The following is a 24,060-nucleotide window of genomic DNA, read 5'->3' on the forward strand; positions in this document are numbered from 1 at the left end:
ATATAAAAAAAATCATCCGTTTTTAAGAGATGATTTAGATATTAAACGCCTATCTAGCCTTGACTAGAGGCTCTGTTTTTGCATTACAGCCCACTATAAATTGGCCTCAAGAGGTTTTATTATAACTACAAACCAGAAGCAACTAATAGTGCGCTTAGAGTAAGTAACAAATAGGCTACCAGGATTGTAATAATTTTAAGCATATTTATTTTGTTTTAATTCGAATACCATTTTCGTTGATTTGCAATTCTTGAACGTTATTTTGAGAAGCCCTAAGAGGATCCTTTGTTATCAAAATACCATTTTTATTAATACGGATAGCATGGTGGTTTTGGTCGTTGGCCCTCAAGTCTTCCTGGTCTTCGCTAAATTCTTCAAAGTCCTCTGGATTGCTCTCTTCAGGACAGTTCACGCATTTTGCCCCAGATCTAAATACTTTATAAATAGCAGTGTCCAAATCAGAGTTTCCATCCATAAAAGCACCATCAAAATCGGCATAATTATACGTACTGGCATCTAACTGAAACACGACTCCAACGGGCAAGAACAACGTGATTTCAATTTCTTGATCTCTAAATTTATTTTTCAAATCCGTAACCAAATAATTATCCAAGAGCAATTGGTTTTTTTGTATTTGGTAGCGGTATTGAATTTCTTTGGCTCTTTCTTTGGCCTCAATTAAAGAGCTGCCTTTGGCTTCTTTTTCAATTTGAATATAGGGCGTTTTTTCTTGCGTTTCTTCTATCCTAAACCGTACTTGGTTAGAATAAATTACCTTACGGTTAGCAGAGTCCAGAGTTATTTTAAAACTCTTTTGAGTAGCCACATCTTTGGCATAATAGGCATTATGTTGGAACTTTATACGCAACGTATCGGTAGGCAGCATCACTAGTTCTTCTTTGTGCACCAACCTACCATCAATGGCAAAAGCAGCAGCTTGTTTTATGCCAATAGACACCGCCAAAGCAAGCGCTATAATCCAAAGCGCCAATAAGGTATATTTGGGTATATTACCAATAGATTTGGTAGTAGGCGACAACAATTTAAAACCCAAAATTGTCAGAAAAAAGAACGGAATTCCAACCGCAAAAAACATAAGCAAACCAAAAGACCACACCGGATAATCCGTAAAGTTACCAGCCTCAATAAAACCAGACCACGGCAAGCTCAAAAAACCAGAAGATCCCAACGTAAAGCAACCAATAAGCAACAACAATAACATAGCAATTCCGGAAATAACCAACAACACCCCCAAAAACTTGGCAAACCCCTTAAAAACAGCCAACAAAACAGTGCTCAAATTATCGCCTATTTTAGAAACACTGGTTTTAATCTGGTTGCCATATTTATCATAGTCCACATTTTTCAACCTTTCTGAAACCGTCTCAAAATCCTCCCGCACCTTTTTTTCAATATTCAAGATCGTCACCGGTTCTCCAGTCATTTCGAGTTTTTCAGACGTAGTTACCGCCTCAGGCACAATCACCCACAAAATAATGTACGCCACCACACCAGTGCCAGCACCCCAAACCAACAAAACAAGAATAAGCCTGATCCAAACCGTCTCAATTCCAAGATAGTGCCCCAAGCCAGCAGCAACTCCACCAAGCATTCCCTTATCCTTATCTCTGTAGAGTTTTTTGGAGCTTCGGTGGGCATGGTTCCCAAAAGCGTGTTGCGAGGTGGTTTCGTCTTCAATAATATAATCTTCCGGTTGGCCCATCACCGCAATCACCGCATCCACATCCTTTAAGCCCACCACTCGTTTGTCCTCTTTTTGTTTTTCGGTCAACAATTCAGACACCCGCATTTCAATATCCTTAATAACCTCGTCTTGTCCCGCAGAATGAGATAAAGAACGCTTAATGGCGTCAAAATAACGCGTTAATTTTAAGTACGCATCTTCATCGATATGAAAAAACATTCCGCCTAAGTTTATATTTACAGTCTTATTCATAATAACTATTTTTGGTTGGTGATTAAGTTAACAGCATCCGACAATTCCATCCAAGTACCGTTCAATTCATTTAAAAAAGTTTGTCCTATTTCCGTAAGACCATAATATTTTCTTGGCGGTCCAGAACTAGATTCTTCCCACCGATAACTAAGCAAACCATCGTTTTTCAATCGCGTAAGCAAAGGATAAATAGTACCCTCCACCACCAGCAACTTCGCTTTTTTTAACGTGTCCAATATCTCGGAGGTATACGCATCCTTTTCCTTCAAAACGGATAAGATACAAAATTCGAGAACACCCTTACGCATCTGAGCCTTTGTGTTTTCAATATTCATAATTTCATTTTTTATATTTTTAGATTCTCATTCTATTTTGAGCATAAAGCATTTATTTAGGAGCTATTTCCTGCTGTCCGCTATATCTTTTCCTGGCTAAAGAAGCCAGAAAAAGGATGCCGCTACCATCAGGGCTAGAACACTACTTAATAAAAGCAACCGTTATCGGATACTTAAATCGAACTCCATCAGAAGTCTTTACAGCAGCATAAAGCAGCAAGAAAAATTCCAGTATCTTTAAGCAAGCCAACAACAACACCGCCACCAAACCAATAGTGATCCAAGTTATATTCTGGCTCAAGTCCAAATTAGAAACCGAAAAAACATCCTGCCTCATAACCACCTCCAAGGGTATGTTATTAAAAACAAACCCCAACACCACCACAACCATTACGGCCAGCAGCACCAAAGAATACAACAGCACACTCAACTGAAAATTCAGCAGATTTTTACCATTATAATCCACAAATTCGGATTCCTTTTTTTTAGAAGCCCACATTATAATAATTGGAAAAATAAAATTTCCAAACGGAAAAAAATATTGAGTAAAAGCACTCAAATGGATACTAGCAGCGGTGTTTTTTTCGGAATTTGTTTTCATTTTTAGATAGATAATTTTAATTGCAGATAGAAAAGTTACAACATACATCAGGCTCTTGCCTAGTAATTTCTTATGCAAATATATGTCCAAAAGACAGTACTTTGTATCACACAGTACTATATGTTAACATAAATTTAACTTTTAAATTTATTATGTACGCATAGTATTTTGTTGTATATTAGCAAAAAAATACAACCAAAATGAATCTCACTACCACCAAACTAAATAGGTTTTTATTTTTCAAATTGCCATCCGCCTTTTTGTGTGGGGTGAGAGTCAAAGAAATCCGAGAGGATAAATGTGTAGTATCTGTAAAACACCGTTGGATCAATCAAAACCCCTTCAATTCGATGTATTTTGCCGTCCAAGCCATGGCCGCAGAACTAACAACGGGAGCTTTAGTAATCTACCAAATTCAAAAAAGCGGTCAAAAAATATCCATGCTAGTGGCCAACAACAAAGCCAGTTTTAGCAAAAAAGCCACCGGCAGAATCACCTTTGAATGCCAAGATGGGCATCTAATTGCCAAAGCAATCCAAGAAACCATTGCCACCGGAGCAGGGCAGACCTTCTGGATGAAATCCATAGGCGTTAATGAGCAAGGAGTTGTAGTCTCAGAAATGGATTTTGAATGGAGTGTACGCATAAAATAAAAAGTGCCGCAAAATAGCCGCCTTAATATCTGAAAACAACAAACCCAATACAAGTACTGGGTTTCTTTAATTTTTTTTATTTGTTTACGCTAGGAAGACTGCCCGAAAGGGCGGTCTTTTTAATTTACTTGCTTTCTTTAGCACAGCATTTTTTAGTTTTTTTGCGGGTAGTTGCTTCACAGGTTTTTCCTTCGGCTTTGCATTTGGCTTGACACTTAGAGATTTCTTCGGCAGTCATGGTTTTTTTGCAACAGCTCATTTCTTGTTTGGTGCTGCATTTGGCTTTTTTTGTAGCTTCTTGCGCATTGGTTTGGATAGTAAATACAAGTATTGCAGCTAGAGTGATTATTTTTTTCATCTTCAAATGGGTTTTAAATTCAATACTTCAAATATATAAAAAGAATACTTTCAATGAGCCATTATCAAACAGAATAAAATAATAAACCAACCCTAAAGAACCAGATTGCAACTACGACAGAGCTAAAATCACCCCAAAGGATCGCATTTTTGTTCGGGGACTGTAGTTTTTTTTAAGGTTTTTCTTTCATTATTTTTCTTTCCAAGCGCTTTAAAATTTCTAATTGTTTGGCTTGACTATCAAACAATACTTTAATTTGTTCCTCCAAGAGTAAATCTATTTTTTCATGTAAGGCCCTAATGGCCAATTCGGATTTTAAATTAATCAAATAATCGTTTTCACTACGTTTGCGATCTTTTTCTTCCACTCTATTTTGGCTCATCATAATTATAGGCGCCTGTAGTGCAGCAATACAAGACAAAATCAAGTTCATTAAAATAAAAGGGTAAGGATCAAAATTATCCCTTAAAGGTGTTATGGTATTAAAGGCTATCCAAGCAAATAAAAGGATAAAGAAAGAAATTATAAACGCCCAACTTCCTCCAAAGGAAGCTACTTTGTCGGAAATTTTTTGTCCCTTAGTAAGCACATCTTCGGGTGGATGGAGTAGGTTGTCCAAAATTAATTTTTCGTTCTCAATGGTTTGCGTTACAATTTTTTGAAGTTTGGCTAATTGTTCCGTTTCAGAATTTAATAATATTTTAGCGTCTTTATTCATTTGGATTACAATTTGGGGATATAAAATCAATAAGCAAGGATGTTTTAAAACGACACTGCATACCAGTAGTTGCAATTTTAGCAACGTTCTCGGCTTTGAGATGGTTCAGAATGCGAAACGGTAATTCCACTAAATCTACAAATGGCGCAAGATGTGCGTTAGCAGTAGCTTTTTTTAGTTTAAAGCACTAACTTTTTCGTATAAATCTTTTAAATGAAACACAGACATATCTATTAATGGTTCATACATAAATGCATTTATATGGATGTTTTCTGGGGTCATTAAATTTACATTTTCTAAAATTCCCAATGCAGAACTTGTTGGGTATTTTATTTTATATTTTAAAAACAAATCACTAGTTTGATTTGAAGTGATTTCATCTAGATCTACTTCAGGCAATTTAGCTATTAAATATTCTTCTGTTTTAAGTCTTGTTGCAATCGCTAGAGTTATTTTATTTTCTAAATTTATTTCATTTATATTAACTTCTGCGCAAATTGAATTTGCTATTGTAATAATAAATTCTAAAAGATTTTCATTTTCAAATTCTATTGTTTTGTCGGATAGTTTTATCAATCTTGTTTTGTAAATATCGAAAATATCTTTTACGATTAATGCAGTTGAATTGTTTTTTTTATGCAGACAACTAGTTAGTTTTAAATAATCGGAGCATTCTGTAGATTCTGTGTATTCAATAATGTTTCTAACAAAAGCAATTAAACTAATGAAAATTTTAGGATTTCGGTAGTTATCGATGAAGTAGACAAAAACATCATTTCTATATTGACCATTTTGTAACTTAATAATTTTCTCATTTGATTTAGTAGTCATATAAACTACTTGTCTTTTTAAACTCAATCTTGAAGCTATTGTTCTGTAAAAATCAAAATTATGTGTTAAAACAATTATTCTGAAATCATTTGATAAATGTAATTCTTTAATATATTCAATTATAGCGAATTTATTTTTGTAATCGAATGAGTCCGCAATATCATCAAAGATGATAATATTTTTTTCTGCATTTGTTTTCCTTGATTCTATTTCAAATAAAAATTGTAAAATAAAATATGCTCTCTGTTCGCCTTTACTTAATATGGGTATTAAATTCTCTTTTTTTTGACGAACAGGATTTTCATTAGTATCAATATATTCAAACTCTAAGTTGGCAGTTTCTTGCTTTAATATTATATCACCTTGATTTATTAAAATAACTTTAAAAGGAACGTAAAATCTAGAATTGAAAGTTGTGATAATTTTTTCCCATAAAGCAAACTCTTTTTTCGCTTCATCTATTATTATCTCTAATTCTACTTTTTTTATTCTGTACAGTTCAGTTAATATTTCAGATTCTTTTTTAATTTCTGATAAATAATTAATCCATATTTTCTTTTGAAAACCTTCATAATCTTTTAGTTCTACAAGTATTAAATTATCTTTTTCAATTACTCTTTTGAAGGCTCGAAGTTCTAAATTTGCACCAATAGCTTTGTCAATTTTATCAAATGTTTGCTTCAATTTATCATCATTAATAATATTACTTATTTCAGATTCTACAAGTTGCTTTAATAAATCTGAATTAGTTATTTCAGTTCCATCATCCAACACAAATTTATGTCCTGCATCGAAATATGAGTTGTCTTCAATAGATTTTAAAATTTCTGTTGCTTGGTAGGTTCCAAAAGAATTATTTGCTGTTTGTTTAAAAAAAACAGATTTCTCTAATAAGGTTTTATAATCCGTAATATATTGTTCTAAAATTCCCTTATTCTTATCTAAAAACTTTTTTACATTATCTTTTTTGTCAAAAACATCATTATATTTAAAGTTATATTTTTCGAATTTGTCTTTTAGATTTTCTATTTCAGTTAATAATACTTCAAAAAAAGGAATAGCATTATTTTGTGAAAAAGTGTTTAAAAGTTCACCTTCACAGTCTGTACTTTGAGAAATGACTTTTAACTTTTTTAAGTATTCATTTTTTTGAGTATTTAATTCTGAATAGATATCGTCATATTTTTTTTTTAATTCTTTACTAGCTAAGAAATTACTAATCTTACTTGAAGCGTCAAAATTATTATCTTCCGCATTTAAAACTAGTATGTTTTGTTGATTAATAGGAAGTGCATCTACTAAAATTTCGTATTTTGAAACTTTAGAAGTATAAATTCTATCACTAGGAATATTTTTTAAGTCATTTTTAGAAACTAAATCAAAAGTTCTTGCAAAAGAAGTTTTCATTGTTCCATTTGGAGCATAAATTAAAAACGTATTTGAATCAAAATTTTCAAATTTAAATTCGTGTTCTAATTTTCCAATTCCAAAACAATTTTCAAAATCTATTTTAAGTATATTCATTTTATAAGTATAATTTAGTCATTTTGTGAGGCAAATTTACGACTAACTTTTCGCCTTAAATAGTTAGCAGGCTTGGAATACGATTACCTTCTCTGTAATGAATATACAATTAAAAACGGTAATTCCACTAAATTCCTCAATACACACAAATGTGTGTTGCGCGTTCGTTTTTTTTAGTCATATGACTCCTAAAAGTTTTCTAAAGTCTTCTTCTAATTCTTTTTCTAAAACCATTACGTTTTCTAATATTATATCACTACTAGTTCTTAAATTTTTGAATTCAATGTTTTCATTAAATATGCTATTTATGTTTTGAGTAATATTTCTATTGTCACTAAAAAAAGATTCTGTCATCTTATTTATTTGATTTATTTCTGAATGAATTCTGTTAATAGAATTTACTTGTTCAATTGAAAAAAATATTTTGTTTTTATGAAAAGTTTCACTCAAAGTGATTGCTAATGATGACCAATGGTCTAATTTTTGTTTTAAGTGTCCGATTGGATTTTGTTCATCTAATAAATTATTCATTACATCGTGAATAATGTTTTTATGGTCATAAAGTAAATTATATATTGATTTTATAATTTCGGCTCTTTCAGCGTGAAGTGATGAAAATTGTATTTGGTATTTAATATTTAATTTTTCCAAATTACTTTTATGTTTATCTATTTGTTTTACTAGATAATTTTCAAATATTTTTTGAGATAAATATTTAATTAATACATAAGCTAAAACAACAGAAGAACTTCCAATTCCAATATATTTTAAAAATTCATCAATCATTTCTTTATGTTTTAATTTCTGTTTTTTTAGTTGCTTGTACCTAACTTTCAGTTTAGGCTAGTAAAACAAGTCTTTAAAAGTAATAAAACTATTTTTAGATACTATATAACGAGTTAATTAGCACCTCCCTAAACCATTACGCTGGTCTGTTTAAAACAGGGTTTAACGGGTACTGTTCCCAAGTGGTAAGGTATTTTTGGGCTACTTTTATACAATCGTGTTCTTGTTCAATAAAGGCACGGGCTCGTTGGCTTATGGCATGGATTTCGTGGGGGTTTTCAATCAAATAAGATAGTTGATCCACCAAATAATCTACCTCTGGCAGGGCGTTAATGCACACCTTTTGTGTAAGGTTAAAGTGTTCTGTAAATTCGGTCTCCGCGCCCGTAAAGACTACTTTTCCTTTTGCCATAGCTTCTAGAGCATTAAATCCTTGGTCATAGCTAAAAACTTGGTCCAACAAAATATGGCATTGATTGTACCGCTGTATGTATTGGGAGTAAGCAACGCTTCGTGTGGTAGTAATGGTTACTTGGTTGGGGTATTTTTGTGCAATGATGGCCAATGCTTTTTCAAAATAATCATTACCCTTTTTGTAATAATTAACAGTGTTAATCCCATGAAAAATATGTATTGTATCTTCAATATGCAACGGACTGTATTGGTTTAGGGCCGTGTTTATGGGGTGAGGAATTAGCGGTGTTGCTTGGGGATGGTTTTTAAGAGGTATGGCATAATCCATATCTGCAGGAATAACCGCTAGGATATTTTGATACACATAGTGGTGCAATTTTTTAAAAGATTTTGTAGCATACCGCAACGTATATTTGCAGTGGTCTAATTTTGGATTTGCCAAGCAAGGTGTGAGTACAGAATATTTAAAATGCCCCTCTAACATGTGCTTTACACTGATATAATCGTCTCCGCAGGAAACCAAAAAAGCCTTTTTGTTGTTTTTAAAAAGATAGGCAATCATTTTTTTTTCCAAAAAAACGGTAGACTGCAAAGGGTATTCATTGATGAGTTGTACTACGTCAAAACCAACGAGTTTTTTTCGGTTTTTAAAAAAACGGTATGCAACCTCGATTTGCGCCACATCTATTTTGCTTAATTTAAAAATAACTTGTCGGATTTTGTTAAGCCAATAGTGCTCTTTGCAGGTTTTTGCATACACAGAAATATCCAAGGGGTAGTTTTTAAAATCATTATCTCCAATAATAACCACTTGATGCCCCAGAGATACTAAGCCTTCTTTTAAGGAATTATGAAATCTACTATACTCGCCTACTAATAAAATCCTCATGAATGGTTATATTTGTTTTCGAAATTAGTGATTTTTGTTTTATGACTCAAAAAAAAGTGTACAAAATAGCCCTTATTAGCGAACAATTGGCATCTGGAGGAGCAGAGCGTTGTGCGGCTTTATTGTCTCAATTTTTTGAAAGTAAAAATATAGTCGTACACCATGTTATTGTTATAGACAAGGTAACTTATGCTTTTTCGGGTACTTTGCTTAATCTTGGGCTTTATAAAAATAAAAGCAATGGAATACTAAATAAACTCCAGAGATTGTGTATTTTTAAAGAATATGTACAAAATAATTCTTTAGATTTTATTATTGATTTTAGAGTCAAGAACAATCCATTTCAAGAATTCATTATTGCAAAATACGTGTATAAAGCACCTTATATTGTAACGGTACATAGCTATTGCACGGATTGGTATTTTCCTAAATGGTCTTTTTTGGCCAAAAAAATATACACCAACGCCTACGGAATTGTTTCGGTGTCCCAAAAAATAGCACAAAAAATTACCGGTAAATACCATTACAAAAATACCGAAGTGATTTACAATCCTATTGCAATTGCGGAAATACAAGTGCTGTCTGAAGAACCTGTAACGCTAAAATGGGATTATGTTTTGGGTATTGGAAGGATGGATGACGGAGTGAAACAGCTGGATAAACTAATTGCTGCGTATGCAAAATCGGTGCTGCCTAGTAAAAACATCAAATTGGTATTATTAGGCGAGGGTCTATTGCGTAAAGCGCTAGAATTGCAGGCGCACCAACTTGACCTAGCCGATAAAGTAGTGTTTCTAGGCTGGAAAGAAAACCCCTTTAAATACATGAAACAGGCAAAATATACCGTTTTGTCCAGCAAAAATGAAGGTTTTGGCACCGTTCTGATAGAATCGTTAGCCTGCAAAACGCCTGTAATTTCTTTCGATTGCCTCTCAGGGCCAAGCGAAATTATAAAAAACAACTACAACGGCCTATTGGTTGAGAATCAAAATGTAGATAAATTAGCACAAGCCATGAACTTGATGATCGAAGATACCACTTTATACCAATTTTGTAAGCAAAATGCTTTGGAGAGTGTTAGGCGGTTTTCGTTAGAAACCATTGGAAATAAATGGCTAGAGTATTTAAAAATAAATGTAAGTTAGTAGTATGAATGCACGTTTAATAGAAATCCCGAATATCGAAAATGCCCTTGGAAATTTAGGGGTCGTTGAAAAAGATACCCTGCCTTTTGAGGTAAAAAGGGTGTATTACTTGTATGATACGCCTAATTTTGCCGAAAGAGGAGGCCACTCTCATAAAGATTTAACCCAAGTGCTCATTGCGGTTTCGGGTAGTTTTGATGTAATCTTAAAAGACGGTACCAGCCAAAAAAAAATCACTCTCGATAAACCCAATATAGGTTTACTAATCCACAAAAATATTTGGGGAGAATTAATTAATTTTTCTTCAGGCGCAGTTTGTTTGGTGTTTGCATCGGCTGTTTTTGATGAATCAGATTATATCAGAGACTATGCTGCCTTTTTGGAATACCTAAAAACCATTAATAGCTAGTAAAACGAATTCCTTTTTGGACCCAAAAACGTTTTATTTTTTTGATAGCTACCAGCAACAACGGGCTGGCGTTCAATAACAAGCGTTGTTTGTAGTTCAAACCCGAAACGTTGGCATCTGGGTCTATGGCATTTTTTAAACGAGAAAACTCGGATAGATTGTGCTCTATCTGGTACATTTTGGCAAAAATATAGCGGTTAAAATCCAGATATTTTTTTAGGCTTGGCTTTTCTTTCCCCCAATTTTCGTAAACATCCAAATCAGGAAGTATTTTGTTAGTTATTGGAGCATGGGTGATTTGATTTTCGGAAACCATTCTGTACCGAACGCATGCTTGGGTGCTGTAGGCTAATTTAAAATAATAATTGGCACGGATATTAAAGTCTATATCTTCAGCAAAAGTTATTTTTGGGTTGTATAAACCGGTTGTTTTAAAAACGTCTTTTTGTACACACCAACTAGACGGACAATAAATGGGCTGGGCTAAACTAGCTTCAAAAAAATCGGTAACCACAAAATTGGTGTTGGTGTTTTTTAAACCTACCTCTGGAGCAAGCGCAACAGAATTAGAGTAAATTTCTAAATAATTAGTGGCAAATAAGTGGGCCTCAGGGAACTGATTTATTAAACGAGCTATTTCTTCCAGAAAATTAGAATCCCAGAGATCATCGGCATCCAAAAAAGCAATATAAGGCGCATTCGCATTTTTTATTCCGGTATTTCTAGTTGCTGAAAGACCTTGGTTAAAGGAGTGCTTAATTATCTTAATTTTAGTACTATCTAATGCCGCAGCAACGCAATAACTACGGTCTGTAGAGGCATCATCAATTACAATTATTTCAAAATCCGTATAACTTTGATCCAGCACGCTCTTTAGCGTAGCTGCAATAAATTTTTCTTTATTAAAAAGCGGAATAACAACGGTAAATAAAGGCATTTATTGGGTGTTTAGATAGCAAAAATAGCCAATTTTGTAGAGATCAAATACAAGCAAAGAAGGTTTTGGCGAGGTTAAATTAGATTCTAGCCGGAGTTTGTGTTTTTGAAATAGCACCGCAACCCAACCCGTTATCCTTAATGCATGTAGTAATTTATAGGTTTTTAGCAATTTGGTGTCTGCAACCAAGGGGCTGCTTTTGGAGAGCGTTAAGAGGGTTTTAAGAGCGGTTCTGGTTTTAGATACAAATAGTTTAGAGGTTTCTAAATTAAGATGAAACACGGGATTTTGGATTTGCTTAATTCGGATTTGGTGCGCTTGTAACTGCTGTATAAAGGCATAATCTTCGTAGCCATAGGTTTCTATTTTGGGGTCAAAATTCAGTGTTTTGAATACCGATCTTTGAATTGCAAAATTAGAAATTAAACTGCTTTGATACGGGTTTTTTTGCCTCTGGGCTACCGTTAGTGCTTCTCTTTGGGTGCCAAATACCCATCGTAGTACGGCAGTATCTTCGGGTTTTTGGTCCGAATATAGTAAACCCCCAAAAAAAGCTTTTTCGGTACTGCTATTCATCCATCGTACATACTCTGAGACAAAGTCGTTGCGTTGCGGAAACGTATCGCAATCCAAAAAAAGCACCCAAGGGTATTTGGCTTTAGATACCAGTAGATTGCGTATGCTACTGCGTCCTATATTGTGTGGCAATAGAGTATAACTTGCGTGTTTTAATTGCGCAATGGCTTGGTTATAAAAAAGGCATTCTGAAGAGGCATCGTCTAGACAAATAATTTCAAATTCCAAGGCATTTCTAACGCCTTGTTCGTGCAATTCTTGCACTAAAGCAAAGGCATTATAATTATATATTGGTATAAGTATCGAGAGCATTATACGGTTCTCTGCACTACTTCAAATATTTTGGTGTCCTCACATTTTAAGGTTTTGGAAGGGTATTTCATCAACAATGCATAATCGTGCGTGGCCATAATAATGGTTTTGCCATTGGCATTAATATTTCGTAGGAGTTCCATTACTTCGGAGCTAGTTTGTGGATCCAAGTTTCCGGTAGGCTCATCGGCCAAAATAAGTTCTGGATCATTTAATAATGCTCTTGCAATAGCTACCCGTTGTTGCTCTCCACCCGAGATTTGGTGCGGCATTTTGAGCGCATACGTTTTCATGCCTACTTTGTCTAATACTTCGTCAATTTTACGATCCATTTCGTTTTTGTCTGTCCAGCCAGTAGCTTTTAACACAAAAAGCATGTTGTCTTTAATAGAACGGTCAGGTAGTAACTTAAAGTCTTGAAATACAATGCCTATTTTTCGTCTCAAAAACGGAATATCGTTTTCTTTTAGTTTGCTTAAATCAAAATCCACAATAGAGCCCTCTCCTTCGCTAAAAGGCATGTCGGCATAGAGCGTTTTCATTAAACTACTCTTCCCGGATCCTGTCTTTCCTATGATGTACAGAAACTCACCATGGTTTACTTCTAAATTAATGTTGGATAAAATAACTCTATCCTCTTGGTAGATACTTACGTTTTTTAATGACAGTACGGCTTGAGACATAATTTGCAAATGTTTAAGTGGTAAAAGTAATAAGTTACGGCTTGTATTCAAAATAAATTAGTGCAATAAAAACAATACTTTTTTATATAAATAGGCAAGTAGGCTTGTTTTTCATAATAAAAAGCTAAAGGTTTTCGTTATACCCAAAAGATTATAATACATTTGAATATTAAAAAAAATAACACTTAAAATGCGGAAATTTTCTTGGCTCTATTGTTCTCTCTTTTTAGCAGGTTCAGTTACTATATCAGCTCAAAAATCAGCTTTATATACTCACGAATTAAAAGAATTTAATCAGGCGGTTTATTTATTCAATGACCAACAATATGCGTCTGCCAAAATTCTGTTTAACAAAGTAAAAGATCTTAGCACCCAAGAAGAGGTGCAATCCGATTGTACCTACTATGCGGCCTATTGCGCCATACGGATGGATCAAGCTAATGCAGATGTATTGATGGAAGATTTTGTTGCAGAGTATCCCACCAGTGCCAAAAGCAACCAAGCTTTTATAGAAGTAGCCCATTTTTATTTTGAACAAGGCAACTACCCTAAAGCATTGCAATGGTTCGAAAAAGTAGACGAAAGCCAGTTGAGCAACTCGGATCGGGATCGTTTTAATTTTCAAAAAGGCTATGCTTTTTTTAATTCCAAAAAAAAGAAAGAAGCGACCACCTATTTCAATAAGGTGCGCAACTCCAAAGAATTTGGCTCCCAGGCCAAATACTACTTAGGGTTTATGGCTTACGAAGGAGACGACTACAAAGAAGCAAGCCGTTATTTTGACGAAGTTTCTGGCGAAGAAAAATACAAAGAAAAACTCTCGTATTATCAAGCAGACATGAACTTTAAATTAGGAAATTTTCAAAAAGCCATAGATTTAGGAAGCAAAGCAATGCCAAAATCGAATGCTATTGAAAAATCGGAGTTAAACAAAATTATTGGAGAGAGTTACTTTAACTTAAAACAATACGATAAAGCCGTGCCTTATTTGGCTGCATATAAAGGTAAAAAAGGGAAATGGAACAATACCGATTTTTACCAATTAGGCTATGCTTACTACCAACAAAAGGATTATGAAAATGCGATTTCTCAATTTAACAAAATCATCAACGGAAATGATTTTGTAGCCCAAAATGCCTACTACCATTTAGGAGAGAGTTACTTAAATGTCGCTAAAAAACAACAAGCATTAAATGCCTTCAAAAACGCTTCGGAGATGTCTTTTGACCTTGCCATCCAAGAAGATGCCAGTTTTAATTATGCCAAATTAAGTTACGAAATTGGAAACTCTTACCAAACCGTTCCAGAGCTATTGCTTAATTTTATACAAAAATACCCTCAAAACACCAATCGTGCTGTAATTGAGCGTTTGTTGATAGACTCGTATATATCTTCCAAAAATTATAAAGAAGCGTTGGTTTTATTAGAAAAAAACAAAGGCCCAGAGAACCAGCTTGCATACCCAAAAGTCACTTTTTATAGAGGTATCGAATTGTACTCGGATAGAGCATACACCGAAGCAGCCAAAATGTTTCAAAGTTCTTTGGGGTCTTCCGTAGATGCCAACTTTACGGCTCGCGCCACCTTCTGGAAAGCAGAAACCCAATACGTATTGCAAGAGTATAAAACGGCCTTAACCCATTACCAACAATTTATAGCCTTGCCCAAAGCAACCAACACCCCAGAATATGCAAACAGCAATTACAATATAGCCTATAGTTATTTTAAATTAAAGGATTATGATGCGGCTGCTAGCTATTTTCAAAAACAAATTGCAACACCAAAGACGGATGCTTCAAGAATAAACGATGCGTATTTACGTCTGGGAGATTGCTATTTTGTGACCTCAAAATACGGCCCAGCTATAGAGGCATACACCAAAGTAATTGCATTAAAGGCAGTAGATGCAGATTATGCATACTACCAAAAAGCACTTTGTTATGGTTTTATTTCTAAAAACGATACTAAAATTAAAGAACTCCACTCTTTCTTGCAATTGTACCCCAATTCAAGCTACCGAAATGATGGCATGTATGAATTAGCCAATACCTATGTAGCAAGCAACCAGCAAGACCTGGCCTTAAAAACATTTGAGCGTTTGGTTGCCGAAAACAACAACGGCAAGTATACCGCCAAGGCCATATTGCGCCAGGGGTTGCTATATTATAACGCAGACAAAGATGAGCCTGCTTTAATTCAGTTCAAAAAGGTAGCGGCTAGTTTTCCTAAAACGCCCGAAGCACTCGAGGCAGTATCTACCGCAAGATTAATTTATGTAGACAACGGTAGAGTAGACGAGTATGCTAACTGGATCCGGACCTTGGATTTTGTTGCTGTGACAGATCTGGATCTAGATAACGACACCTACGAATCTGCTGTAAAACAATTTGAGCAAAACAATTACAAACAAGCCATTTCTGGATTTAATGCCTATAACAGTAGTTTTCCCAAAGGTATACATGCTTTAAAGGCACATTTTTATTTGGCGCAAGCCTATTTTTCAGAAGGTCAGAAAGACAAATCCGTTGCCCATTATCAATATGTAATCGAAGAGACTAGAAATGAATTTACAGAGCAGTCCTTGGCACGATTAGCACAAATTTTATTAGCAAATAACGAAAAAGCAAAAGCCATCCCAATTTTATTGCGTCTAGAAAACCAAGCAGATTATGCCCAGAATAAAGTTTTTGCGCAGTCCAATTTAATGCAATGTTATTATGACAAAAAAGATTATGTAAACTCGGTGGTATACGCAGATAAGGTTCTGAATAGCCCTAAAATTGATGATAATGTAAAGAGCGATGCACAAATAATCATTGCCAGAGCAGCCATACAAACCGGAGACGAAGTCAAAGCCAGAGCCGGTTATGCCAAATTGCTTACACTAGCAAAAGGAGAACTAGCTGCAGAGGCATTGTATTATGATGCCTATTTTAAGAACAAAGATGGTAAGTTTGAAAACTCCAATACCGTAATTCAAAAAATAGCCAAAAATTATTCTAGTTATCGTTATTATGGTGCCAAAGGACTGGTAGTAATGGCCAAAAACTTTTATGGTCTAAAAGATAGTTTTCAGGCAACGTATATTTTAGAAAACGTTCTAAAGAGTTTTACAGATTATCCGGAAGTTGTGGCAGAGGCCCAAAAAGAATTAGATAAAATCAAAACCGAAGAAGCCAAAACCAATTCTTCGGTGGTAAAATAAAGTGCTGTTCTGGCTTTTAGATTTACAAACAACACTTTGTTTAGGAGTTGGTTGTAAAATGCGCCAGTTTTTAGAGACTAGAATTTTTAGAATAACCTTTTTGTATTAAAAAATAAATAGAACATGAATTTCAATCTTCAAAATAAAGTTTTTATACCCCTACTTTTACTAGCCTTTCAGTTTTCGTTTGCACAAAAAAAGAATGCAACAATTGGCTCCGAGGTAGTGAATGTAGTCAAACCCTATTCTCCAACCATTTCGGATGCCTTCAAAGTTCCTGAAATAGCGGTTCTGGAAGAAGAAGGAAACGCCCAAAAAGAAACCGTGCAATACACTATATTTTCTTTTCCGGTAGCCTCCACATTTACCCCATCAAAAGGAAAAGCAGAAGGCGTTGTGCGTACCAAACCACCCCACTTGTATAGCAATTATGCTACATTAGGTTTTGGTAGCTATAGCACCCTACAGGCAGCATTATACGTAAATCAAGAGTTAGGCAATGCGGATTATGTGGGAGCCATGTTTCGTCATTTGTCTTCGCAAGGAGGGATTTCGGGAGTGACTCTAAAGGATGCGTTTTATGACACCGCTATCGATCTAACCTATGGCGCTAATTATAAAGACTTGGCTTGGAATGTGGATGTAGGCTACCAAAATCAGATCTATAACTGGTACGGCTTGCCTGTTTTGTTTGGCAGTACGTTGTCTGAAGATAACCGTAAGGATTTGCTAAATTCAATCCATCCAGAGCATGCTTTTAATGCTTTTTCGGCGGGAGGAAAGATGGAGTTTTCCGAAGGAATTTTCAAAAAGGCCAAAGCCAAATTCCATCATTTTGCAGATTCTTTTGGATCCGTAGAAAACAGATTTTATGTTGCTCCTACCCTAGAGCTGGATCTAATGGAAGAACGTATCAAAACCAATATTACCATAGATTATCTCGGTGGTAGCTTTGCCAATAATTATGCCAATACCAATGCCATAAAATATGGTTTCACTAATTTAGGTATTGCGCCAAGTTTTGTGATGCAAAAAGACGATTGGACTATAGATTTAGGAGCAGCCGTTTTTTATAGCTTAGACAACCAAAACAATAAAAACAAACTCTTTGTGTATCCACAAATTAATGCCACTTATAAAGTAGTTGGCGATTTGATGGTTTTTTACGCCGGTGCCCAAGGCGATTTGCAACAAAATACCTATAGTGATTTTGCTAACCAAAATTCTTTTGTGTCTCCCACCTTGCTAATAGCACCAACAGACAAACAATACGATATTTTTGCAGGACTAAAAGGTAAATTAATACAAAATGTGAGCTATAATGTACGTGGATCGTATAAAAACGAAAAAAACAAAGCCTTATTTAAAAGTAATGATTATACCGAAACCAGTACAAATGATCCGTATGGTTTTGGAAATTCGTTTCAGGTGGTTTATGATGACGTCCGGACAGTGTCTTTTTCGGGAGATTTAAAAGCAGCTTTTTCAGAAAATGTTTCCTTTGGTATCAGCGGGGCCTTTAGTAGCTACAGCAATGCCAACCAATCCGAAGCTTGGAATTTGCCTCAAATTACACTAAATACCAATCTGGAGGTTACTATAACTCCAAAATGGTATGCAGGCGCTACCGTATTTTATGTAGGACAAAGAAAAGATGCCCAAACCAATACTAGCCTAACAACCACCGCTACAAATATTACATTAGGCAGTTATCTGGATGCCAATGCGCACCTAGGTTATAAATACAACCAGCGTTTGACAGGATTTTTGAAAGCCAATAATTTTGCAAACCAAAACTACCAAAAATGGGCCAATTATCCCGTTCAAGGATTTCAGATTATGATAGGAGCAAACTACAAATTTGATTTTTAAATCCGAACAATATTGCGGCATAAAAAATGGTTTTCTGACTCAGGAAACCATTTTTTTTGTATACCTCCAAGACAACCCCAAAAAGCGTATTTGATTCTTTTTTTAAATAAAAAAGAAATACTTTAGATCTTAATTAATACCCTAACTTTGACTGCTCCTAGATTCACAGAAACCATACTTTTGGGGTTTCTTGATTTTTTAAATTTCTTTATAAAATGAATTTCAAACAAAAAACACACCACTATTACCAGCAATTAGTACAAGACAAAATAGATGTTTTTAGAGACATGATAACAGCTCTGACCGAAGATTCTAAAAACGATGCCAAAGGATCCGCGGGAGACAAACACGAAACCGCATTATCCATGATGCACCTAGAGCAAGAAAAACTAAGTACAAAGTTGGCACAGCTTTTGGCGCAAAAAGCAGTATTGGACAAAATAGACTCTGCTAAAACAGCCCAAACCATTATGTTGGGTAGTTTAGTGAAAGCAAACGGAATATACTTGTATCTCAGTTTGGCATTGCCCAAAATTACCGTAGAGAACACCACCGTTATTGCACTCTCGTTAGAGTCTCCGCTGGGGAACAAGTTGATAGGTGCTGCCGTGGGCTATACCTTTGAGATACATACCACAAAATACACCATTGAGCAAATTTTATAAACCAAGGCCAATTTATGGTGCATCTTGTTTTTTTAAACCAACAAGAAAAAGTAATCCAGTTTTTACTTTCTGTTTTTGTTAAAAAAGCTTTTTTTGGTTTTAAACTATAACTAAAACGAGCTATTGTGTTTTGGAATTTAAAGTGTTGTTGCATCTTTGCTTTATCAAAATAAATAAAAAATTTAAAATATATAGCATTATGTGTGGAATAGTATGTGCCTTTGATCTAAAACAAAATGCGGAATCGTTACGACCGCAAATATTAGAAATGTCCAAAATCATCCGTCATAGAGGTCCAGATTGGAGCGGAATTTATAGCAATGAAAAAGCCATCCTCTCTCACGAAAGATTGGCAATTGTGGATCCAGCCTCCGGGAAACAACCTTTGTTGAGTCCAGACGGGCAATTGGTATTGGCAGCCAATGGCGAAATATACAACCACAGCCAATTGCGCAAACAATTTGAAGGAAAATACGATTTTCAAACCGAGAGTGATTGCGAAGTAATTTTGGCATTATATAAAGAAAAAGGCCCTCATTTTATAGATGAAATGAACGGGATTTTTGGATTTGCAATTTATGATGTTGAAAAAGACGAATATTTTGTAGCCCGAGATCACATGGGAATAATCCCGTTGTATATTGGTTGGGACCAACACGGTACTTTTTATGTAGCCTCGGAGTTAAAAGCTTTAGAGGGATATTGTACCAAAATTCAATTATTTCCTCCAGGGCACTACATGAGCAGCAAAGATGGCGCATTTGTACCATGGTATAAAAGAGAATGGACTGAGTATGCAGCCGTTCAGGACAATGTAACGAGTATAGCGGCGATCAAAGAAGCTCTAGAGGCAGCAGTTCATAGACAACTAATGAGCGATGTGCCTTACGGTGTATTGCTTTCGGGAGGTTTAGACTCTTCTATTACCTCGGCTGTAGCCAAAAAATACGCCCAAAAACGGGTAGAATCTGGGGATCAAGCAGATGCTTGGTATCCACAATTGCACTCCTTTTCGGTAGGTTTAGAAGGCTCTCCGGATTTAGCTGCTGCGCAAAAAGTTGCCGATCATATTGGAACCATTCACCACGAAATTAAATTTACCATCCAAGAAGGTTTAGATGCCTTACGAGATGTGATTTATAACCTAGAAACCTATGATGTTACCACCATTAGAGCCTCTACACCAATGTGGTTAATGGCGCGAGTTATTAAATCTATGGGCATCAAAATGGTATTGTCTGGAGAGGGTGCAGACGAACTTTTTGGAGGATACCTGTATTTTCATAAAGCACCAAATGCACAAGAGTTTCATGAAGAAACCGTGCGTAAATTAAGTAAATTACACATGTATGATTGCCTGCGTGCCAATAAAAGTTTAGCCGCTTGGGGGATTGAAGGTCGGGTACCTTTTTTGGATAAAGAATTTATGGATGTAGCCATGCGAGTAAATCCAAAAGATAAAATGATAACCACCGAGCACAAAATGGAAAAATGGGTTGTCCGCAAAGCCTTTGAAGACATGTTGCCAGAGAGCGTGGCTTGGAGACAAAAAGAACAATTTAGCGACGGTGTGGGCTACGGCTGGATTGATGCCTTGAAAGAAGTGGTTGCGGTTGCGGTTACAGACGAGCAATTAGCTGCTGCAAAATATAAATTTCCGATACAAACTCCAACTTCTAAAGAAGAGTATTATTACCGCAGCTTATTTGCAGAACACTTTCCGAGCGATGCAGCAGCATTGTGTGTGCCACAAGAGGCAAGTGTGGCTTGTAGTACCAAAATTGCGCTAGAATGGGACGAAGCATTCAAAAACATGAACGACCCTTCTGGAAGAGCAGTTTTTAACGTACATGATGCCGCCTACACAAAGGCATAGCTAAAAAACTAAAAGTATAGTGCAAAAAAGCGCCCTCTTGTTTATTGGAGGGCGCTTTTTTTTGTTTTTTTATATGTAAAAAAAATATAAACGCCATTTAAAGCTAGTTTTAGGCCTTAACCAAGTGGTATTTGTTTACCTTATGCAGGCACCTCTTTGGATCGGCAAATACAACAGCGGGTTTTTTTATAAAAACAAAGCGCTAAATCAACAATATGTTAATAACTTAGGTGCTTAAATTGCTATTTTAACCATAAAATAGTTTACGTTTTTATATATTTGCGTGTTAGACAAAATTACATTTTAGAATAAAAATATGAGCGAAGAAATCAATAAGAGCAATTATTCAGCAGATAGTATTCAGGCATTAGAAGGAATGGAGCATGTTAGGATGCGTCCGTCTATGTATATCGGGGATGTAGGAGTAAGAGGTTTGCATCATTTAGTTTATGAAGTAGTCGATAACTCTATTGATGAAGCTATGGGAGGTCATTGTGATACCATACGCGTAGATATAAACGAAGATGGATCCATCACTGTTGAGGATAATGGTCGTGGTATTCCGGTTGGTATTCATAAAAAAGAAGGCGTTTCGGCACTTCAGGTTGTAATGACTAAAATTGGAGCTGGAGGTAAATTTGACAAAGATTCGTACAAGGTTTCTGGAGGTTTACACGGAGTAGGAGTTTCGGTAGTAAATGCGCTTTCTAATCATTTAAGAGCTACGGTTCATAGCACAGACGGAAAAATCTACGAGCAAGAATACGAAAAAGGGAAAGCCCTTTATCCAGTCAAACAAATAGGAGACACCACCAAAAGAGGAACCATTGTTACCTTTTATCCGGATCCAAGTATTTTTACGCAAACCATAGAATATTCTTACGATACTTTGTCTGCACGTATGCGGGAATTATCTTTTTTAAATAAAGGAATAACCATAACATTTACAGATAAAAGAGAAAAAGATAAAGACGGAAATTTTGTTAGTGAAGTATTTCACTCACAAGAAGGTCTTAAAGAATACATTCGTTATTTAGACGGAAACCGGGAGCCAATTATTGCCCACGTGATCTCTATGGATAATGAAAATGGAGAAATACCAGTAGAGGTGGCATTGATTTACAACACCAGTTATACCGAAAATATTTTCTCGTATGTAAACAACATCAATACCCACGAAGGAGGAACCCACTTGCAAGGTTTTAGAACCGGACTTACCCGTTCTTTAAAAAAGTATGCAGATGCTTCTGGGATGTTAGATAAATTAAAATTTGATATCTCTGGAGATGATTTTCGGGAAGGCTTAACGGCAATTATATCCGTAAAAGTTGCTGAACCACAATTTGAGGGGCAAACCAAAACCAAGTTAGGAAACAGAGAAGTTGTCTCGCCGGTTAGTCAAGCTGTAGGAGACATGATTGAGGCGTATTTGGAAGAAAATCCAAACGATGCACGTATTATTGTTCAAAAAGTAATACTTGCTGCTCAAGCCCGTCATGCTGCCAAAAAAGCCCGCGAAATGGTACAGCGCAAAACCGTAATGGGAGGTGGCGGATTGCCAGGTAAACTATCGGATTGTTCTGAGCAAGATCCCGCCAAATGCGAGGTTTACCTTGTGGAGGGAGACTCTGCGGGAGGAACTGCCAAACAGGGTAGAGACAGGGCATTTCAAGCAATTTTGCCATTGCGTGGTAAGATTTTGAATGTAGAAAAAGCCATGCATCATAAGGTTTTTGAAAACGAAGAGATCCGAAACATTTTTACCGCACTAGGGGTTACCGTAGGAACCGAAGAAGATAGCAAAGCACTCAATATTTCTAAATTACGTTACCATAAAGTAATCATTATGTGTGATGCCGATGTGGATGGTAGCCATATTTCTACGTTAATTTTAACCTTCTTTTTCCGTTTTATGAAAGAATTAATTGAAGAAGGACATGTTTATATAGCCGCACCACCTTTGTATTTAGTCAAAAAAGGAAACAAAAAAGAATACGCCTGGAATGACTTGCAGCGCGATCAATCCAATGAAAGAATGGGCGGTAGCGCCGCTATACAGCGTTATAAAGGTCTTGGAGAGATGAATGCAGAACAATTGTGGGAAACCACAATGGATCCAAACTTTAGAACCTTACGCCAAGTTACTATTGATAGTTTGGTTGAGGCAGATAGAGTGTTTTCGATGCTAATGGGAGATGAGGTGCCACCAAGAAGAGAATTTATTGAAAAAAATGCGGTCTATGCAAATATTGATGCCTAATACATTCAAGATCGTTTTGGTGCCAATAGGGATCAAGCAATAATAAATAACTAAATTACCAATAACCTAATAAACTCAAAAATATGAAAGTTACAATCGTAGGAGCAGGAAATGTGGGAGCCACTTGTGCAGATGTTATTTCTTACCGAGGAATTGCAAGTCAAGTTGTATTATTAGATATTAAAGAAGGTTTTGCCGAAGGTAAAGCATTAGATATTATGCAATGTGCCACCAATACCGGGTTTAATACCCAAGTATCTGGAGTAACAAACGATTACTCTAAAACGGCAAAGAGTGATGTAGTGGTAATCACCTCTGGTATGCCCCGAAAACCAGGGATGACGAGAGAAGAATTGATTGATATTAACGCCGGAATTGTAAAATCAGTCATAGAAAAGGTGTTAGAGTACTCTCCAGAGGCTATTTTTGTAGTGGTTTCCAATCCTATGGATACCATGACCTATTTGGCTTTAAAAGCAACTGGGTTACCAAAAAACAGAGTTATTGGTATGGGAGGAGCATTAGATAGTTCTCGTTTTAGAACCTATTTGTCCATGGCTTTAGACAAACCAGCAAACGATATTTCGGCAATGGTTATTGGTGGCCATGGCGATACCACCATGATACCATTAACTCGTTTGGCATCGTATAATGGCATACCTGTTACGGAGTTTTTATCCGAAGAAGCCTTGCAGAATATAGCAGCCAGTACTATGGTTGGAGGGGCTACCCTTACGGGCTTGTTAGGCACTTCAGCTTGGTATGCGCCAGGAGCCTCGGTGGCATTTTTGGTAGACAGTATCTTGAACGATCAAAAGAAAATGATTGCATGTTCTGTACTTGTAGAAGGAGAATATGGCCAAAACGATATGTGTATAGGTGTGCCGTGCATCATAGGCAAAAATGGAGTGGAAGAAATTGTGGAAATTGAATTAAATCATTCCGAAAAGGCTGCATTTGCGAAGAGCGCAACCGCAGTTAGACAAATGAATGAAGCTTTAAAAACAATTTTGAAGTAACATAAAAGCCACAAAACAGAGAAGACTGCACTTTT

20 protein-coding genes are annotated in these 24,060 nt (G+C 35.7%); 9 read left to right on the forward strand and 11 right to left on the reverse strand.

The window, feature by feature from the left end; genetic code table 11:
• Window positions 1-205 precede the first annotated feature (205 nt).
• The 3 genes from LB076_RS05980 to LB076_RS05990 form a co-directional block, all read right to left on the reverse strand.
• Window positions 206-1,957: a PspC domain-containing protein gene (locus LB076_RS05980; RefSeq protein ID WP_066333728.1), complete on the reverse strand. Its 1,752-nt coding sequence runs from the start codon at window positions 1,955-1,957 to the stop codon at window positions 206-208.
• A gap of 5 nt (window positions 1,958-1,962) precedes the next feature.
• Window positions 1,963-2,292: a PadR family transcriptional regulator gene (locus LB076_RS05985; RefSeq protein WP_066333724.1), complete on the reverse strand. Its 330-nt coding sequence runs from the start codon at window positions 2,290-2,292 to the stop codon at window positions 1,963-1,965.
• Between the two features lie 142 nt (window positions 2,293-2,434).
• Entirely contained in the window at window positions 2,435-2,893 is a 459-nt protein-coding gene (locus LB076_RS05990; protein ID WP_066334226.1) for a DUF4870 domain-containing protein, read from the reverse strand.
• A gap of 200 nt (window positions 2,894-3,093) precedes the next feature.
• On the opposite strand from LB076_RS05990, the gene LB076_RS05995 reads away from it, so the two are divergent.
• Window positions 3,094-3,546 carry a DUF4442 domain-containing protein gene (locus LB076_RS05995; RefSeq protein ID WP_066333721.1) on the forward strand — a complete coding sequence of 151 codons (453 nt, stop codon included), beginning with the start codon at window positions 3,094-3,096 and terminating at the stop codon, window positions 3,544-3,546.
• 124 nt (window positions 3,547-3,670) lie between these two features.
• On the opposite strand, the gene LB076_RS06000 is transcribed toward LB076_RS05995, so the two are convergent.
• The 5 genes from LB076_RS06000 to LB076_RS06020 form a co-directional block, all read right to left on the reverse strand.
• On the reverse strand, window positions 3,671-3,904 hold the full coding sequence (locus tag LB076_RS06000; protein WP_066333718.1) for a hypothetical protein: 234 nt from the start codon (window positions 3,902-3,904) through the stop codon (window positions 3,671-3,673).
• A gap of 172 nt (window positions 3,905-4,076) precedes the next feature.
• Complete coding sequence (locus LB076_RS06005) at window positions 4,077-4,622, reverse strand: DUF1003 domain-containing protein (RefSeq protein ID WP_066333715.1); 546 nt, start codon at window positions 4,620-4,622, stop codon at window positions 4,077-4,079.
• Between the two features lie 174 nt (window positions 4,623-4,796).
• Window positions 4,797-6,977 carry an ATP-binding protein gene (locus tag LB076_RS06010; protein WP_066333712.1) on the reverse strand — a complete coding sequence of 727 codons (2,181 nt, stop codon included), beginning with the start codon at window positions 6,975-6,977 and terminating at the stop codon, window positions 4,797-4,799.
• Window positions 6,978-7,154: 177 nt separating this feature from the next.
• On the reverse strand, window positions 7,155-7,763 hold the full coding sequence (locus LB076_RS06015) for a hypothetical protein (RefSeq protein WP_066333710.1): 609 nt from the start codon (window positions 7,761-7,763) through the stop codon (window positions 7,155-7,157).
• A gap of 136 nt (window positions 7,764-7,899) precedes the next feature.
• On the reverse strand, window positions 7,900-9,066 hold the full coding sequence (locus tag LB076_RS06020) for a glycosyltransferase (RefSeq protein WP_066333707.1): 1,167 nt from the start codon (window positions 9,064-9,066) through the stop codon (window positions 7,900-7,902).
• 2 nt (window positions 9,067-9,068) lie between these two features.
• On the opposite strand from LB076_RS06020, the gene LB076_RS06025 reads away from it, so the two are divergent.
• Window positions 9,069-10,211: a glycosyltransferase gene (locus LB076_RS06025; RefSeq protein WP_078055263.1), complete on the forward strand. Its 1,143-nt coding sequence runs from the start codon at window positions 9,069-9,071 to the stop codon at window positions 10,209-10,211.
• Window positions 10,212-10,215: 4 nt separating this feature from the next.
• Window positions 10,216-10,620, forward strand: coding sequence for a sugar 3,4-ketoisomerase (locus LB076_RS06030; protein ID WP_066333702.1), 405 nt, complete (start codon window positions 10,216-10,218; stop codon window positions 10,618-10,620).
• Here LB076_RS06030 and LB076_RS06035 read toward each other — a convergent pair.
• The 3 genes from LB076_RS06035 to LB076_RS06045 are packed head-to-tail and all read right to left on the reverse strand — an operon-like array spanning window position 10,610 to window position 13,128.
• Window positions 10,610-11,557: a glycosyltransferase family 2 protein gene (locus LB076_RS06035; RefSeq protein WP_066333699.1), complete on the reverse strand. Its 948-nt coding sequence runs from the start codon at window positions 11,555-11,557 to the stop codon at window positions 10,610-10,612. The genes LB076_RS06030 and LB076_RS06035 overlap by 11 nt on opposite strands.
• The gene (locus LB076_RS06040; protein WP_066333698.1) at window positions 11,558-12,445 is read right to left on the reverse strand and encodes a glycosyltransferase family 2 protein; all 888 of its coding nucleotides are present in this window, start codon (window positions 12,443-12,445) and stop codon (window positions 11,558-11,560) included.
• On the reverse strand, window positions 12,445-13,128 hold the full coding sequence (locus LB076_RS06045; protein WP_066333696.1) for a cell division ATP-binding protein FtsE: 684 nt from the start codon (window positions 13,126-13,128) through the stop codon (window positions 12,445-12,447). Before LB076_RS06045 ends, LB076_RS06040 begins: the two co-directional genes overlap by 1 nt.
• 190 nt (window positions 13,129-13,318) lie before the next feature.
• On the opposite strand from LB076_RS06045, the gene LB076_RS06050 reads away from it, so the two are divergent.
• From LB076_RS06050 to mdh, 6 genes are all read left to right on the forward strand, one after another.
• Window positions 13,319-16,333, forward strand: a complete 3,015-nt coding sequence (locus LB076_RS06050; protein ID WP_066333694.1) for a tetratricopeptide repeat protein — start codon at window positions 13,319-13,321, stop codon at window positions 16,331-16,333.
• A gap of 123 nt (window positions 16,334-16,456) precedes the next feature.
• On the forward strand, window positions 16,457-18,205 hold the full coding sequence (locus LB076_RS06055; protein WP_066333692.1) for a porin family protein: 1,749 nt from the start codon (window positions 16,457-16,459) through the stop codon (window positions 18,203-18,205).
• A 215-nt stretch (window positions 18,206-18,420) separates the two neighbouring features.
• Complete coding sequence (locus LB076_RS06060) at window positions 18,421-18,870, forward strand: hypothetical protein (RefSeq protein ID WP_066333689.1); 450 nt, start codon at window positions 18,421-18,423, stop codon at window positions 18,868-18,870.
• 199 nt (window positions 18,871-19,069) lie between these two features.
• Window positions 19,070-20,746 (forward strand): asparagine synthase B, encoded by a 1,677-nt coding sequence (asnB, locus tag LB076_RS06065; protein ID WP_066333688.1) that lies wholly within the window; start codon window positions 19,070-19,072, stop codon window positions 20,744-20,746.
• A gap of 316 nt (window positions 20,747-21,062) precedes the next feature.
• Window positions 21,063-23,006: a DNA topoisomerase (ATP-hydrolyzing) subunit B gene (gene gyrB / locus LB076_RS06070; protein ID WP_066333687.1), complete on the forward strand. Its 1,944-nt coding sequence runs from the start codon at window positions 21,063-21,065 to the stop codon at window positions 23,004-23,006.
• Between the two features lie 83 nt (window positions 23,007-23,089).
• Window positions 23,090-24,025 carry a malate dehydrogenase gene (gene mdh, locus LB076_RS06075; RefSeq protein WP_066333685.1) on the forward strand — a complete coding sequence of 312 codons (936 nt, stop codon included), beginning with the start codon at window positions 23,090-23,092 and terminating at the stop codon, window positions 24,023-24,025.
• Window positions 24,026-24,060: the final 35 nt, after the last annotated feature.

The organism is Flavobacterium crassostreae, from assembly GCF_001831475.1.
Classification (GTDB): domain Bacteria; phylum Bacteroidota; class Bacteroidia; order Flavobacteriales; family Flavobacteriaceae; genus Flavobacterium; species Flavobacterium crassostreae.

Excerpts from the sequence above, each read along its gene's own strand:
- LB076_RS06005 (WP_066333715.1), bottom strand. The coding sequence starts at position 4,622 with ATGAATAAAGACGCTAAAATATTATTAAATTCTGAAACGGAACAATTA.
- LB076_RS06045 (WP_066333696.1), bottom strand. The coding sequence starts at position 13,128 with ATGTCTCAAGCCGTACTGTCATTAAAAAACGTAAGTATCTACCAAGAG.
- LB076_RS06010 (WP_066333712.1), bottom strand. The coding sequence starts at position 6,977 with ATGAATATACTTAAAATAGATTTTGAAAATTGTTTTGGAATTGGAAAA.
- LB076_RS06035 (WP_066333699.1), bottom strand. The coding sequence starts at position 11,557 with ATGCCTTTATTTACCGTTGTTATTCCGCTTTTTAATAAAGAAAAATTT.
- LB076_RS05990 (WP_066334226.1), bottom strand. The coding sequence starts at position 2,893 with ATGAAAACAAATTCCGAAAAAAACACCGCTGCTAGTATCCATTTGAGT.
- LB076_RS06050 (WP_066333694.1), top strand. The coding sequence starts at position 13,319 with ATGCGGAAATTTTCTTGGCTCTATTGTTCTCTCTTTTTAGCAGGTTCA.
- LB076_RS05980 (WP_066333728.1), bottom strand. The coding sequence starts at position 1,957 with ATGAATAAGACTGTAAATATAAACTTAGGCGGAATGTTTTTTCATATC.
- mdh (WP_066333685.1), top strand. The coding sequence starts at position 23,090 with ATGAAAGTTACAATCGTAGGAGCAGGAAATGTGGGAGCCACTTGTGCA.
- LB076_RS06060 (WP_066333689.1), top strand. The coding sequence starts at position 18,421 with ATGAATTTCAAACAAAAAACACACCACTATTACCAGCAATTAGTACAA.
- LB076_RS06015 (WP_066333710.1), bottom strand. The coding sequence starts at position 7,763 with ATGATTGATGAATTTTTAAAATATATTGGAATTGGAAGTTCTTCTGTT.
- LB076_RS06055 (WP_066333692.1), top strand. The coding sequence starts at position 16,457 with ATGAATTTCAATCTTCAAAATAAAGTTTTTATACCCCTACTTTTACTA.
- LB076_RS05985 (WP_066333724.1), bottom strand. The coding sequence starts at position 2,292 with ATGAATATTGAAAACACAAAGGCTCAGATGCGTAAGGGTGTTCTCGAA.
- LB076_RS06000 (WP_066333718.1), bottom strand. The coding sequence starts at position 3,904 with ATGAAAAAAATAATCACTCTAGCTGCAATACTTGTATTTACTATCCAA.
- LB076_RS05995 (WP_066333721.1), top strand. The coding sequence starts at position 3,094 with ATGAATCTCACTACCACCAAACTAAATAGGTTTTTATTTTTCAAATTG.
- LB076_RS06025 (WP_078055263.1), top strand. The coding sequence starts at position 9,069 with ATGGTTATATTTGTTTTCGAAATTAGTGATTTTTGTTTTATGACTCAA.
- LB076_RS06020 (WP_066333707.1), bottom strand. The coding sequence starts at position 9,066 with ATGAGGATTTTATTAGTAGGCGAGTATAGTAGATTTCATAATTCCTTA.
- gyrB (WP_066333687.1), top strand. The coding sequence starts at position 21,063 with ATGAGCGAAGAAATCAATAAGAGCAATTATTCAGCAGATAGTATTCAG.
- LB076_RS06040 (WP_066333698.1), bottom strand. The coding sequence starts at position 12,445 with ATGCTCTCGATACTTATACCAATATATAATTATAATGCCTTTGCTTTA.
- asnB (WP_066333688.1), top strand. The coding sequence starts at position 19,070 with ATGTGTGGAATAGTATGTGCCTTTGATCTAAAACAAAATGCGGAATCG.
- LB076_RS06030 (WP_066333702.1), top strand. The coding sequence starts at position 10,216 with ATGAATGCACGTTTAATAGAAATCCCGAATATCGAAAATGCCCTTGGA.